The sequence below is a fragment of the Pseudomonas sp. NPDC087346 genome (assembly GCF_044744235.1).
Lineage (GTDB): Bacteria > Pseudomonadota > Gammaproteobacteria > Pseudomonadales > Pseudomonadaceae > Aquipseudomonas.
Genome location: NZ_JBIUXX010000006.1, coordinates 20,350 through 36,919, shown reverse-complemented (window position 1 = coordinate 36,919; position 16,570 = coordinate 20,350). Strand labels below are relative to the sequence as shown.

The 16,570-nt window shown below is 62.0% G+C and carries 2 protein-coding genes; both read right to left on the bottom strand.

The genetic code is table 11. The annotated features are described in order from the left end of the window. Positions 1–6 precede the first annotated feature (6 nt). Positions 7–15,585, bottom strand: a complete 15,579-nt coding sequence (locus ACIOZM_RS05600) for a non-ribosomal peptide synthetase (protein WP_401210475.1) — start codon at positions 15,583–15,585, stop codon at positions 7–9. 232 nt (positions 15,586–15,817) lie between these two features. After that, positions 15,818–16,552: a thioesterase II family protein gene (locus tag ACIOZM_RS05595; RefSeq protein WP_401210472.1), complete on the bottom strand. Its 735-nt coding sequence runs from the start codon at positions 16,550–16,552 to the stop codon at positions 15,818–15,820. Between the last annotated feature and the right edge of the window lie 18 nt (positions 16,553–16,570).

Genomic DNA, 16,570 nt, shown 5'->3' with positions numbered 1-16,570 from the left:
GTCCTCTCAGGAAATCAGTTTTTCAAGTTCATCTGCTGATAAACGATTGAGAGCCTCCAAGGATTTAGCCAAAACATCATGAACGGGCTGCAAATCTGGTTGCAGGGCTTGAACGGCAGCGCAAAACGCCGCCAGATCGGCACTGGCGAACAGGCTTGCCAACGGAATTTCGAAGCCCAGCAGTTCCCGCAGGCGCAGTGCCACCTGGGTCGCCAGCAGCGAGTGACCGCCGAGTTCGAAGAAGTTGTCGCTCAGGCCCACCCGCTCCAGCTTCAGCACTTCGGCCCAAACCCCTGCGATCTGCTGTTGCAGTTCGCTTTGCGGCGCCACGTAGACGTTTTGCAGCAAACTGGCGTCCGGTTGCGGCAACGCCTTGCGGTCGAGTTTGCCGTTGGCGGTCAGCGGCAGGCTGTCAAGCAGCAACAGATGCGCCGGCACCATGTAATCCGGCAAGTTGTGCTTGAGCGCCTGACGCAGGTGTTCACGCCATTGGCCCTGCTGATCAAGTTCCACCGATTGATCGGCCACCAGATACGCAACCAGTTGCACACCACCGGCACCTGGCTGATCGAGCACCACAGCCTGGCGAATCTGCGGCAGCGCCAGCAATTGCGCCTCGATCTCGCCCAGTTCGATACGGAAGCCACGAATCTTCACCTGATGGTCGATGCGTCCGGCGTACTCGATGCGCCCATCAGCGCGATAACGTGCCAGGTCACCGGTGCGATACAGACGCGCCCCGACATCACCAAACGGGTTGGGTACAAAGCGCAGGGCGCTGAGGTCCGCGCGCTTGAGATAACCGCGTGCCAGGCCAGCACCGCTGACGTGCAGTTCACCGATACAACCCTTGGCCACCGGGTTGAGGTCAGCGTCGAGCACATACCAGCCCAGATCCGGGATCGGATCGCCCAGCGGGCTGCCGGCATCCTGTTCCAGATCGGCCAGACTCAGCGGACGATAGGTCACGTGCACCGTGGTTTCGGTGATGCCGTACATGTTGACCAACTGCGGAGCCGAATCGCCGAAACGTTCGAACCATGGGCGCAGGCTGCGCACTTCCAGCGCCTCGCCACCGAACACGACATAACGCAGCGACGGCTGCTGAGCCTGTGGAGTATCGCAAGCCACTTGCATCAGTTGTTTGAAGGCCGACGGCGTCTGGTTAAGCACGGTTATGCGCTCGCGGCAGAGCAACTCGTAGAACTCCTGCGGCGAACGGCTGACTGTGTGCGGCACGATCACCAGACGCCCGCCGTGCAACAGCGCGCCAAAAATTTCCCAGACCGAGAAATCGAATGCGTAGGAGTGGAACAGCGTCCAGCGATCTTCGGAACCGAAACCGAACCAGCCATCGGTGGCCTCGAACAGACGCAGCACATTGTCGTGCGCCAGCAGCGTGCCTTTCGGCTTGCCGGTGGAGCCCGAGGTGTAGATCACATAGGCGAGGCTGGCACTGTCGGCCCAGACTTGTGGATCATTGGCCGGTTGCGCCTGCCAGGTCGCGTCATCGCCCAGCAACAACGTCTCGACGCTGGGCGCAAGTTCCAGGTGATCAAGCACGCCCGGTTGCATCAACAACAGAGTGATTTCGCTGTCTTCGATCATGTATTGCAGGCGCTCGGCCGGGTACTGCGGGTCCAGCGGCAGATAAGCACCGCCAGCCTTGAGGATGGCTACCAGGCCGACGATCATTTCGATCGAGCGCTCGGCGGCAAGCCCGACCAGTACGTCGGCGCCCACCCCTCGGGCGATCAACCCATGAGCCAGACGGTTGGCTCGAATATTGAGCTCGCCGTAGGTCAATTGCTCATCACCCAGGCTGACGGCAATCGCATTCGGCGACTGACGAACTTGCGCTTCGATCAACTGCTGCAAGGTGCAGGTTTGCGCGAAAGTCGCCGGCTCGCGGTTCCAGTCGCGCAGCACCGCTTGTTGCTGCACGGCGTCGAACAGGCCGATCTCGGACAGCCGCCGCTGAGCCGGCGAAACGGCCATTTGCTGCAACAGGTGCTGCAAGTGGCCGCCGATCTGCTCGATCTGCGCTGCGCTGAAATGCTGACAGGCATAAGCGAACTGCAACGACAGGCTCTCGCCCATGTCCACCAGTACGGTCAGCGGCAGATTGGTCTGCTCCTGACTGGACGCCTGACCAAAACGCAGGCCCTGCGCTGCACCGCTGTTCAGGGCTGCGGAGACCGGATAGTTCTCGAAGACCAACAGGCTGTCGAACAGTCCTTCACCGCGCTGTCCTGACCAGCGCTGAATATCCGCCAGCGGTGTGTATTCGAAATCGCGCATGGCCAGATTCAGTGCCTGCACCGATTGCAGCCAGTCCTCAAGACTCTGCTCGGCACGCGGACGAGCAATCACCGGCAGCGTATTGATGAACAACCCGACCTGCTGCTCGATACCCGGCAATTCTGCCGGACGACCGGCGACCGTAGCGCCGAACGCAACGGTCTGCTGACCGGTGTAACGTTGCAACAGCAACAGCCACGCGGCCTGCACCAGCGTATTGAGGGTGACTTTCTGCTGGCGGGCGAACTCGCCCAGACGCAGCGTCTGCTCTGTGTCCAGCAGTCGCGTGTGTTGCGCATAACCGCTGACGCCGGACGCTGCGGCATTGTCGAGGCAACTGCGAGCCAGGTGCGTCGTCTCGTCCAGATCAGCCAGCCGCTCGCTCCAGAAGCGCTCGCTGGCCTGACTGTCCTGACGTTGTAGCCAGCCGATGTAGTCCGCATAACGGCCCACTGGCGCGAGCGGCGTTTCACCGGCGTATCGCTGCAACACTTCGCCGAGCAACTGCGAATTGCTCCAGCCATCCATCAGGATGTGATGGCTGGTGTAGAGCATTTCATGGCTGTCCTCGCCAGTGCGCACCAGGACCAGACGCAGCAACGGCGCCTGCAGCAGATCAAAGCCCTGTTGCAGTTGTTCCTGCGCCAGGCTGTCGAGTGCCTGGACGAGATCGCTGCGTCCGCGCCAGTCGTGCAGGCTGAACGGCAGTTGTGCCTGACGCTGGACGATCTGCAGCGGTTGTTCCTGCTCGCTGATCCAGACAAACCGCGTGCGCAGAATCGAATGACTGTCCACCGCAGCTTGCCAGGCCTGACGCAGACGCTCGGCATCGAGGCCCTGCACGCTGACGCGCATCTGGTTGATGTAATCCCCCGAGCCTTGCTCATACAGGCTATGGAACAACATGCCCTGCTGCATTGGCGACAGCGGATAGATGTCTTCGACATCGGCTCCGGCGCCCGGCAAGGCATCGAGCTGGTTTTGACTCAGCGGTGCCAGCGGGAAGTCGGACGGCGTGATCCCGGCATGCTGTGGATCGCAGCAGTGGGCGATCAGTGCAGCCAGTTCCGCAGCATAATCATCGGCCAGACGTTGTACCGTGGCGTCGTCGAACATCTCGCGACTGAAGGTCCAGCCCAGGCTCAGCTCGCCAGCATAGACCTGACCGTTAAGCTCCAGCCAGTTGCCCAGCGGCGCCAACGCGCTCTGCTCGTCACCGCCACGTTCACTGGCCGGCACAAACAGCGCCGCTTCGTCGAACTGCGTATCGAACTGCCCCAGATAGTTGAAGGTGATGCGTGGGGTTGGCAATGCCGCGAGCTCACGACGGGTCGCCTCATCACCGAAGTAACGCAGCACACCAAAGCCCAGGCCCTTGTCGGGAATCGCGCGCAACTGTTCCTTGATCTGCTTGATCGAACCGTCGAAGGTTTCAGTCGGGGTCAGACGCACCGGGAACAGGCTGGTGAACCAGCCCACGGTACGACTTAGATCGATACCGTCGAACAGATCCTCACGGCCATGACCTTCGAGCTGGATCAGCGTCGATGGCTGACCGCTCCAGCGGCAAATCACTCGTGCCAGTGCGGTCATCAGCAAGTCGTTGACCTGAGTGCGATAGGCCGCCGGGGCCTGTTGCAACAGTTGTCGGGTCAGGGTCTGGTCGATGCGCGTCTGCACCGTGTGCGCGTGACGGTTCTGCAGACTGCCCTGCGGGTTGTTGCACGGCAGATCCGGCACCGCACCGGTCAATTGCGCACGCCACAGTTCGAGTTCATCTGCGCGTTGCGGGGCATGTTGCTGCAAGCGTTCGGCCCAGTGCTTGAAGGCGCTGGTCTTGGCCGGCAGTTTCAACGGCTGGACCTGCTGGACCTGCACATAAGCGCTGTGCAGGTCTTCGAGCAGAATTCGCCACGACACCCCATCGACCACCAAATGGTGAACCGCCAGCAACAAACGTTGCGAGCCATCGGCCAGGGTCAGCAACAGGCCGCGCAGCAACGGACCTTGCGCCAGATCGAAGCTGCGTTGAACCGCAAGGCAGGCGGCCTGCATCTGCTCATCGTCGGCCACGGCGGATTGCATCAGCAAGGTATGACTGGCCGCCGGCTCACGATGGCTGGCGGTCCAGCCGTCAGCCGATTCGGTGAACGCCAGACGCAACGCATCGTGGTGATTCACCAGGCCCTGCAAGGCTTGCTCAAGCACCGCAGCGTCAAGATTTTGTGCCGGCTTGAGCAACACCGACTGGTTCCAGTGATGGCGCTCGGCAATCTCTGATTCAAGAAACAACTGCTGGAACGGCAGCAACGGTGTCATGCCGCTGACCGGACCTTGAGGAACCTGCGAACCACTGCTGCCCAGCGTGGCGACGCCGGCCAGCGCCTGCACGCTCTGGTACTGGAACAGGTCTTTCGGCGTGAAGCGAATGCCCGCCTGACGAGCGCGAGCCACCACTTGAATCGAGATGATCGAATCGCCACCCAGTTCAAAGAAGTTGTCGCTCAGCCCTACCCGTTCCAGCTTCAGCACATCGGCCCAGACGGCGGCGATGCGTTGCTCCAGTTCGGTACGTGGCGCGATGTATTGTGCCTTGCCTTGATTCAGCTCGGGTTTCGGCAACGCCTTGCGATCCAGCTTGCCGTTGGGGCTGAGCGGCATCTGCGCCAGACTCAGCCACTGGTTCGGAACCATGTACTCCGGCAGGCCGCTGTGCAGATGAAGCATCAAGGCATCGCGCCAATCGGGGGCTTCCTGCGCCAGCACGACGTACCCGGTCAAGTGCTTGCCGTCGATCACCAACACCGCAGCTTCGCGTACATCGGCATGCTCGAGCAGGCGCGCTTCGATCTCGCCGAGTTCGATGCGCAGCCCACGCAATTTGACCTGATGGTCGATGCGCCCGGCGTATTCGATCACCCCGTCGGCGCGATAACGCGCCAGGTCACCAGTGCGGTAGATCCGCTCGCCATTGCCGAACGGGCTGACCGCAAAACGCTCGGCGGTCAGCGCCGGGCGCTGGTGATAACCGCGCGCCAGACCGATACCGGCCAGATACAACTCGCCCAACACACCCGCCGGTACCGGCTGCAGTTGGTCGTCGAGGATGTAGCAGCCGAGGTTGGCGATCGGTTGACCGATCGGCACGCTGTCGCGGCCCTCCTCCACACAGGTCCAGTGAGTCACGTCGATGGCCGCTTCGGTCGGGCCATAAAGGTTGTACAGACCGGCCTGCGGCAGCTTGGCGAACACTTGTTGCTGGGCATCCGCCGGCAACGCTTCGCCGCTGCAGACAATGCGTTGCAGACTGGCGCAAGTGGCGACGTCGCTGTCCTGCAGGAAGGCTTGCAACATCGACGGCACGAAGTGCAGCGTGGTAATCCGTTCGCGGTTGATCAACTCGACCAGTTTTGCCGGATCGCGGTGATCGCCCGGAGCCGCCACCACCAGACGCGCACCGGTCATCAGCGGCCAGAAGAACTCCCATACCGATACGTCGAAGCTGAACGGGGTCTTTTGCAGCACGCTGTCGCCTGCGCCGATGGCGTAAGCCTGTTGCATCCAGCACAAGCGGTTGGTCATTGCGACATGACGGTTACCAGCGCCTTTCGGTTTGCCGGTGGAGCCGGAGGTGTAGATCACGTAAGCGAGGTTCTCGCCGTTAACCATCACCTGCGGATTGACCGTCGGGTAAGCACCCAGCGGCGCGTCCAGCAACAGGGTTTGCACCTGACCACTCAATGGCAGTGCATCAACCAGATGCGCCTGGGTCAGCAGCAATTGCACGCCGCTGTCCTCGATCATGTAGCGCAGACGATCCTGCGGGTACTCCGGGTCCAACGGCACATAGGCGCCACCAGCCTTCAACACCGCGAGCAGGCCGACGACCATTTCGATCGAACGCTCGGCAGCAATACCCACCAGACTTTCCTGGCCGACACCGGCGCCAATCAGCTTGTGCGCCAGTTGGTTGGCCCGGGCGTTGAGTTCTGCGTAGCTCAGGCGCGTTTCAGCGAACACCAGAGCCGGGGCATCGGGAGTTTGCAGCACCTGCGCTTCGATCAACTGTTGCACGCTGCGGTCGAGCGGGTAATCGGTCGCCGTGGCATTCCAGTCCTGGATGATGGTCTGACACTCTTCGGCGTCCAGCATCGGCAGCGCCTGCACCGCTTGCTGCGGCGCGGCGACAATGCCGCGTAGCAGCGCCTGCCAATGCCCGAGCAGACGGCTGATGGTTGCAGCGTCGAACAAATCGCTGGCGTAGGTCAGACTGACCATCAGTCCGGCGTCGGTTTCGGTGGTGTCGAGGGTCAGATCGAACTGCGCTGTGGCGCTGTTCCACATCAGGCCTTCAACGCGCAGATCGCTGACGGCTGTCACCGGGTCTTGTGCACTTTGATGGTTGAACAACACCTGGAACAGCGGGCTGTGGCTGAGGCTGCGCTCCGGCGCCAGCGCCTCGACCAGTTGCTCGAACGGCAGGTCCTGATGGGCCTGGGCACCGAGCGCCGCTTGCCGGGTTTGCATCAGCAGATCGCGGAAACCCGGCTCACCGTCAAACCGCGCACGCATCACTTGAGTGTTGACGAAGAAGCCGATCAGGCCTTCGGTTTCAGCGCGATTGCGGTTGGCAATCGGCACGCCGACACGCACGTCATCCTGACCGCTGTAGCGATGCAGCAAAGTCTGAAAAGAGGCCAGCAGAAGCATGAACAGCGTCACGCCTTCGCTCCGGGCCAGGTCGTGCAGTTGCGTGCTCAGTGCCAGTTCGAGCGCCAGATCCTGGCGTGCACCGCGATAGCTCTGCACCGCCGGGCGCGAGTGATCCAATGGCAATTCCAGCACCGGTTGTTCGCCGCCCAATTGTGCGACCCAGTAGTCCAGTTGCCGCTGGCGTTCGCCGGCGTCCATCCATTGACGCTGCCATTGCGCGAAGTCGGCGTATTGCAGGGTCAGTGCAGGCAGCTCGATGGATTGTCCACTGCGTTGCGCGGCATACAGCGCCATCAGTTCACGAACCATGACCTGCATCGACCAACCATCAGAGACAATGTGATGCTGGGTTATCACCAGCACATGCTCGTCTGCCGCTACTCGCAGCAGACTGACTCGCAGCAATGGTCCGTTCAGCAGGTCGAACGGCTGGCTGATCTGCGCCTGTACCCAGTGCTGCACGGTGCCCGCATCGGTCTGCGGCAATGTCTGCTGTTCAATCAGCAACGAGCCTTGCGGATGAATGATCTGCACCGTGCGCTCGTCATCCTGACGGAACGTGGTACGCAACGGTTCATGGCGCGCGACCAGTTGTTCGAAGCTGTGTTGCAACGCGGCGATGTCCAGCGGCCCGTGCAAGCGCAATGCGCTGGGTACATGGTAAGCGGCGCTGTCCGGTTCCAGTTGCCAGAGGAACCACTGACGTTCCTGGGCATATGACAAGCGCAACCCCTCGCCACGCGTGACGGCCAGCATCGGCAGGCTTTCGCTGTGCTGCAAAGCACTGCACGCCGTGGCAAACCCCTGAAGGGTCGGGTGTTCGAACAGGGTACGCATCGGCACGTCGCGCTTGAGCACCTGACGTACCCGGGAGATCACCTGAGTCGCCAGCAGCGAGTGACCGCCGCGCTCGAAGAAGTGATCGTCGAGGCCTACCGGCCCCGACTCCAGCACGGCTTGCCAAATGTCTGCCAGTTGCACCTGCAGCAGGGTCTGCGGCGCGACGTAAGCCGTCTGTACCAGGCTGAAATCAATTTTCGGCAGTGCCGCACGGTCGAGTTTGCCGTTGTTGTTCAGCGGCAACGCGGCCAATGCCAGCAGGTGCGCAGGCACCATGTAATCCGGCAGCGCCTGTTGCAATGCAGCCTTGATCTGCGCCAGCCATTGCGCTTCGCCGAGCGCCGGTTCGCGGCCGGTTTCGGCCACCACGCAGGCGACCAATTGCGCGCCGCCGGCAAATTCCTGAGCGATGACCGCTGCCGCTCGCACGCCGTCCAGCGCTTGCAGGCAAGCTTCGATTTCGCCCATCTCGATGCGGAAACCGCGGATTTTCACTTGATGGTCGATACGCCCGGCATACTCCAGGTCACCGTTTTGGTTGTATCGGGCGAGGTCGCCACTGCGATACAGACGCGCACCCGGCTCACGGGCGAACGGGTCCGGGAGGAAGCGTTCGGCGGTCAGCGCCGGACGGTCGAAATACTGCTGCGCCAGACAGGCGCCCGCGCCAATGCACAACTCGCCGACACCACCGGCCGGCAACAATTGACCGGCGCTGTCGAGCACATACAAGGCACGACCGGCAATCGCCCGGCCAATCGGAATACCGAAGCTGTCGCTGGCATCGCTCAAGCGGCACTCATGCACGCTGGACACCACCGTGGCCTCGGTCGGCCCGTAGGTGTTGAGCAGACGCACGTGGCCCAGGCCGGCTTCATGCCACAGACGCAAACCCTCGACCGACATCGCTTCGCCGCCAACGTGCACCTGGCGCAACTTGCCCAGCCCCTTGACGTTGCCACTCGCGCATTCACGGGCCAACAGGAACCAGTAAGCCGCCGGCAAGTCGGCCAAGGTAACGTCGTGCCGGACGATTTCGTCGGCCAGGCGGGTGACGTCCCACAATTCGTCACCGCGCAGGATCAGCGCCGCACCCACGCACAATGGCGGATAGCACTGCTCGACAAAGCCGTCGAAGCTGAACGTCGCAAACTGCAGCACCCGATCCTGCGCCTCCAGCAGCGAATACTCGGCGCCGGTCTGGCAGAACTCCTGCAAGGCAGCATGATCGATGGCCACGCCTTTCGGCTGGCCGGTGGAGCCAGAGGTGTAAATCACGTAGGCCAGATCAGCGGCAACTGCGGTGTTCTGCGGGTCGCTGTCGGGGTAAGCCGCCAACTCGGTGATGATGTCCGTCAGGTCCAGACGTACCAGGCCCGTTGGCAGTGCGACGTCGTCCAGCAGGCCGGACTTGCTCAGCAACAGATCGAGACGGCTGTCTTCGATCATGTAGGCCAGGCGCTGCGTCGGGTACTTCGAATCGAGCGGCACGTAGGCCGCGCCGGTCTTGAGCACCGCCAACAGGCTGACAATCATCTGCGGGCTGCGATGCAAGGCCAGGCCGACACGTTTGCCCGGCGCCGCGCCGCTTGCCAACAAACGATGGGCGAGGCGGTTGGCTTGAGCGTTCAGCTCGCCGTAGCTCAGCCTCAGTTCGCCAGCCTGTACCGCCAATGCCTGCGGCGTGACGCGCGCCTGTGCGGCAATGCGCTCGTGCACCAGGCCTTGCTGCTGCAACTGCACCGCCGGTGGCTGGCAGTGGGCGAGCATCGTCCGGAGCGCCGTTGCATCGAGTAGTTGCAAGGCACCCAGTCGGGTCTGGGCACTGGCGACCAATTGTTCCAGCAGATGCCGCAGATTGGCGCATAGCGTTTGCACCTGCGCCGCGCTGAAACGTGCCGCGTCGTAGCCCAGTTCAAGGCTCAGGCTGGCACCCAGTTCGATGCCTAGCGTCAGCGGGTAGTGGGTGCGCTCATGGTTGTGCAGGTTGCCGAAAGTCAGACCTGCTGGCGCACCTTGTTTGAGGGCTTCAGCTACCGGGAAGTTTTCGAACACCAGCAGGCTGTCGAACAGTGCTGATCCTTGCTGCCCGGCCCAGCCCTGAATGTCATAGAGCGGCACATGCTCGTATTCGCGCAGCGCCAGATTCTGTGCCTGCAAGTCACTCAGCCACTGGCCGACGCTGTGGTCCGGACGCAGGTTGCAGACCAGCGGCAAGGTGTTGATGAACAGTCCCAGTTGCTGCTCGATCCCCGGCAGCGGCGCCGAACGACCGGCCACGGTCGCACCGAACACCACGCAATCCTGCCCGGTATAGCGTTGCAACAACAGGCTCCAGGCCGCTTGCAACAAGGTGTTGAGGGTGACTTTTTGTTGGCGGGCAAACTCGCCCAGACGGCGGGTTGTCGGTTCGTCGATCAGCTCGCGGTGCTCGCCGCTGCCCTGCCCGTCCACCGGCGCACGCATTGCGTCGGCGAGCAGCGTCGGCGCTTGCAGCGGGGCCAGCGTGGCGTCCCAGAATTGCCGGTCGGCAACTGCCGATTGCTGCTGCAACCAGCCCATGTAATCACGGTAATTCGCCACTGGCGCCGGTTGCGCACGGCCAGTGGCGTAGTGCGAAATCACCTCGCCAAGCAACTGCGCATTGCTCCAGCCGTCCATCAGAATGTGGTGGCTGGTGTAGATCAGGTGCCAGGCATCGGCAGCAGTGCGGACCAGTTTCAGTCGCAACAATGGCGCGCTGTCCAGATCGAAACCACGGGCGCGTTCGGCGTCGGCCAGCGCGGCGGTGTCGATGCCGGTGGCACTGCCATCGAGCAATTCCAGTGGCAACACCACTTGACGGCTGATCACCTGATGAGCGCTGTTCAGGCCTTGCCAATGGAAACTGCTGCGCAGCACGTCATGCCGCTCCAGCACCGCCTGCCAGGCAGCGGCGAAGCGCTGCGGATCGAGGCCTTGAATGTCCAGGCGCATCTGACTGATATAAGCCTCGACCTGCGGTTCGTACAAGGTGTGGAACAACATGCCCTGCTGCATCGGCGACAGCGGATACAAGTCTTCGATGGCGGCAGCAGCCACCGGCAAGGCATCCAGTTGTGCCTGGCTGATACGTGCCAGCGGGAAGTCCGACGGCGTGGCCTGTGGCGCTTCGAGCGCACAGCAATGTTCGATCAGCGCGACGAGTTCGGCGGCGTAATCATCGGCCAGACGCTGAACGGTGGCGACGTCGAACATCTCGCGACTGAACCCCCAGCTCAGGCTCAACTCGCCGCCATACACCTGACCTTCGACGGTCAGCCAGTTATCCAGCGGCGCTTGTTGGTCCTGTGCGGCACCGCCGCTCTCAGTGGCCGGCACCAACAGTGCCTGCTCGTCGAACTGACGGTCGAACTGCCCCAGATAGTTGAAGGTGATACGCGGCTGTGGCAGTGCTGCCAGTTCTTCGCGTATGTGCGGCGCGGCCAGATAACGCAGCACGCCATAACCCAAGCCTTTGTCCGGAACGGCGCGCAGTTGCTCCTTGATGGATTTGATCGAACCATCGAGGTCATCGGTGCAGGTCAGGTTCAGCGCGAACAGACTGGTGAACCAGCCCACGGTGCGCGTCAGGTCGATGTCGTCGAACAGATCTTCACGGCCGTGACCTTCCAGTTGAATCAGGGTGCCCGGCTGTTTGCTCCAGCGGCTGACGGTACGCGCCAGCGCTGTCAACAACAGGTCATTGACCTGCGTGCGATAGGCCGCCGGCGCTTGTTGCAACAGTTGCCGGGTGCGCTCGGCGTCCAGACGCCATTCGATTTTCTGTCCATGCACATTCTGCAAACTGCCTTGCGGGCGTTCGCACGGCAGATCCTGCGCGGCCTCATGCTGGGTTTTCCAGTAGGCCAACTGATCGTCGAAGCGCGCTGCTTCGCCACTCAAGCGTTGCGTCCAGCTCTGGAATGCGCTGGTCTTGGCCGGCAACTGCACGCCGCCGCCAGCGGCCAGTTGTTCGTAGGCTTGCTGCAAATCTTCCAGCAGCACCCGCCAGGAAACACCATCGACTACCAGGTGATGCAGGATCAGCGACAACCGCTGAGTGCCGTCGGCCAACGTCACCAGCAGCGCCCGCAACAGCGGGCCGTTTGCCAATTCAAGGCTGCGCTGTGCGGCATCGCACAAGGCCGTCAGTTGCTCGGTGGACTCGGCATCGCGCTGCCACAGATCAGCGCTCTCGACTTGCGGGCCATAAACTTGTTGCCAGCCATCGGCGCCTTCGACAAATCGCAGGCGCAAGGCATCGTGATGGTTGAGCACTCGCGTCAACGCAGCGTCCAGCCACTGCGCGTTCAGCGGCTCGCGAGGCGTCAGCAACAACGACTGGTTCCAGTGCTCGCGCAGCGGCATCACGCGGCTGAAAAACTGCTGCTGGATCGGCCCCAGTAACGCCTCGCCGGTCACCGGCCCCTGATCGATCGCACTGTGGCTGTCGAGTTTGGCCACCAGCGCCAGACTGCGTACGGTTTGATACTGGAACAAGTCCCGTGGACTGATGCGAATACCCGCCTGCCGAGCGCGGCTGACCACTTGAATCGAGATGATCGAGTCGCCACCGAGTTCGAAGAAGTTGTCCTCCAGGCCGACGCGTTCGAGGCCGAGCACGTCTTCCCAAATCGCCGCGAGGGCTATTTGCATCGTGTCCTGCGGCGCAACAAATGCTTGCTGCGACGCGGCGTCGGGTTGTGGCAGGGCTTTGCGGTCGAGCTTGCCGTTGGCGGTGACCGGCAGTCTGGCCAGCGTCATCAGATAGGTCGGCACCATGAATTCCGGCAGACTGCCGAGCAACCACGCCTTGACGTCCTGCTGCCATTGCTCGTCCGCCTGGGCATTTTCCAGCACCAGATACGCGACCAGATGCTTGCCACCCTGCACCAGCACCACGGCCTCTCGCACTAGCGGATGCTGCATCAGACGGGTTTCGATTTCGCCGAGTTCGACGCGCAGACCGCGCAATTTGACCTGATGATCGAGACGACCGAGGTATTCGATCACTCCGTCGGCACGCTGGCGTACGCGGTCTCCGGTACGGTACAGCCGCGCTCCGTCATGGAACGGGCACGGCACAAAACGTTCGGCTGTCAGCGCCGGACGCTGATGATAACTGCGCGCCAGCCCCGCCCCGCCCAGATACAACTCGCCGGCGACACCGCTCGGCACCGGCAGCAGCTCGGCATCCAGCACATGCGTGCGCAGGTTGGCAATCGGCCGGCCAATCGGCACGCTGTCGGCGCCCTCATCGACGCAGGTCCAGTGAGTGACGTCGATGGCCGCTTCAGTCGGGCCATAGAGGTTGTACAGGTGGGCATTCGGCAGCTTGGCGAACACCTGCTGTTGCGCATCCAGCGGCAAGGCTTCGCCGCTGCACACGATACGTTTCAGACCTGCGCAGCTTTCGACGCCCGGCTCATGGATAAACGCCTGCAACATCGACGGCACAAAGTGCAGTGTGCTGATGGCATGACGGTTGATGGTCTCGATCAGTTGCAGCGGATCGCGATGCGCCCCCGGTGCGGCGACCACCAGACGAGCGCCAGTCAGCAGCGGCCAGAAAAACTCCCACACCGACACGTCGAAGCTGAACGGGGTTTTCTGCAACACCGACTCGGTGTCGTCCAGTGCATACGCTTCCTGCATCCAGGACAAACGGTTGACCAGTGCGGCATGGCTGTTGCCGGCACCTTTCGGTTTGCCGGTGGAGCCCGAGGTGTAAATCACATACGCCAGATGCAACGGATCGACCACCACCTGCGGGCGGCTCTCGCTGTAGCGATCCAGCCAGTCGGCCTCCTGATCGAGAATGATCACCTGCACGCCATCAGTCGGCACTCGCGACAGCAGCGAACTTTGAGTCAGCAGCAAGGTAATGCCACTGTCCTCGACCATGTAGGCCAGGCGCTCCTGCGGGTATTCCGGATCGAGCGGCACATAGGCACCACCAGCCTTGAGGATCGCCAGCAGGCCAACGACCATTTCGACCGAGCGCTCGACACAAATCCCGACCAGGCTATCCGCTTGAACACCCTGCTCGCGCAGCAAGTGCGCCAACTGATTGGCTCGGGCATCGAGTCGGGCATAGGTCAGCGTGTTCTCGCCAAACACCAGCGCCGGTGCATCTGGATTGCGCGCTACCTGCGCTTCGATCAGATGATGAATCGGCTGGCCGGTCGGGTACACCGCCTGCACATTGTTCCAGTCATGCACCAGCGTGTGTTGCTCGGCGGCATCGAGTAACGGCAACTCGCCAACCCGTTGCGAGGTATCGGCGACCATCGCCTGGAGCAGACGCGTCCAATGCCGCGCCATACGCTCGATGGTCGTGGCATCAAACAGATCGCTGGAGTAAGTCAGTGCCGCATGCAACTTGCCGCCCTTCTCCCAGGTGTCCAGGCTGAGGTCGAACTGAGTCGTGCGGCTCTGCCAGTCGAGACTGCTCAACGACAGGCCCGACGCTGTGCCGACATTGGCCAGATCCGCAACTTGTGGCTGGTGGTTGTACATCACCTGGAACAGCGGCGTATGGCTCAAGCTGCGTTCCAGTTTCAAGGCCTCGACCAGCCGCTCGAACGGCAGATCCTGGTGGGCCTGAGCGCCGAGCGCGGTTTCCTTGATGGCGCGCAACAGATCATCGACCCGGGTCTGACCATCGAGTTGCGTGCGCAATACCTGGGTGTTGACGAAGAAGCCGATCAGGCCTTCGATTTCCGCACGGTTGCGGTTGGCGATCGGCACGCCGATGCGGATGTCGGTCTGGCCGGTATAACGGTGCAGCAGCGCATTGAAGGCACCGAGCAACAACATGAACAGCGTGACCTGATGCTTCTGTGCGGTGTTGCGCAGTTGCTCGGCCAATTGGCCGTCGACAGCGAATTCGTAGCGGGTGCCGCGATAGCTCGGCATTGCCGGACGCGAATGATCCAGCGGCAGTTCCAGCACCGGATGTTCATCACCCAGTTGTGCCTGCCAGTATTGCAATTGCCGCGCCTGCTCGCCGGCCTCCAGCCAGCGCCGCTGCCACAGCGCATAGTCGCTGTACTGGACCGCCAGCGCCGCCAGTTGCGGCTGCGCGCCAGCATCAAAGGCGTCGTAGCAGCGGATGAATTCGTCGATCAGCACGTTCATCGACCAGCCATCGGAGACGATGTGGTGCAAGGTCAGCAGCAGAACGTGTTCATCAGCGCCGAGCTTCAGCAGGGACACACGCAGCAACGGGCCCGTCGCCAGATCGAACGGCTGCACCGATTGCTGTTCGGCAGCACGGCTGACCGCCTGCTCGCGCTCATCGGCCGGCAGTGCGCTGAAATCCTCGTGATTGATGATCAGCGGCGCGGTGGCCGGCACTTGCCGCAAGCTGTCGTCAGGCTGGCGCTGGAATACTGTGCGCAGAGTTTCGTGACGCTCCACCAGGCTGGCGAACGATTGTTCCAGCGCCGCCAGATTCAGTTGCCCGCTCAGGCGCACCGCACCCGGCAAATTGTAGGCGCCGCTCTGCGGATCGAGTTGCCAGAGAAACCACATCCGCTGTTGCGCGTAGGACAACGCCTGGCGATCCTCGGCTTCAATGCCGGCGGGGATCGGGAATCGAGCGAAATCCACGCCCTCCTTTTGCAGGGCCGCGAGGAACATCTGGCGCTTTTCCAGGGGCAACCCGATAAACCGGCGAGCAAGTTTCAAGGAGTCTTCAGCATTCATTTCTTAGCATCCGGATCAGTAGGCAGGAAGCACAAAGGCACGTCGTCCCTATAAAACGAATCCAGACCGGAAAAATTAGCGAATGAGAACAACTGGCAGACAGGACGCCTGGGGAGAAATGAACAAGGCACAAATCAATGCGCGAGCGGGCTTGCTCGCGAACGCGGTGTATCAGCCGAGATCATTGGCGGCGGATAAAACCTTCGCGAGCAAGCACGCTCCCACAGAAAAATCAGGCGCTGACGAGCAGACCGTGCCGTCGATGATGCACATCCAGCTGATCCTTGATCACCCGCAGCACTTTGGCTTCGTGCTCATGAATGAAGAAGTGCCCACCGGCCAGCATGTCCACGGAAAAGCTGCCGTGGGTTTCCTTGCTCCAGCCAATCAATTGTTCAGTGGTGGCACGATCAGTGGTGCCGCCAAGCACATGCACAGGGCATTTGAGCAACGGACGCTGGATCGGCTGAAAGCGTCCGCACAGCAGAAAATCAGCTCGTAGCACCGGCAGCGTGAGACTCATCAACTCGTCGTTGGCGAGGATCTCTTCACTGGTGCCATTGAGGGTGCGCAGTTGATTGATCAATTCGGCATCGGTCTTGGGCTCGGAGAAACCACGGTCGTAGTCGCTGCGCATGGTCGGCGCCGCGGTACCGGAGGCAAATAACGCCACGGGCTCCGGCAACCCCAGTGCGCGCAGTGCGTGAGCCAGTTCGCTGGCCAGCAATGCCCCCAGGCTATGGCCGAAAATCGCATACGGCGCACGCAATGAAGTTTGCAGTTCGGCCGCCAATTGACGCGCCAGCGCACGCATGTCGGTTTGCAGCGCTTCGCCGAATCGCGCGCCGCGTCCCGGCAGTTCGACCGGTTGCAGCGTCAGCCACTCTGGCAGTTTGCGCCGCCAGCGGCTGTAAACCATGGCACTGGCGCCCGAATAAGGAAGGCACAGCAATGTCAGCTGAGTCACCCGGCTTACCTCGAAAAG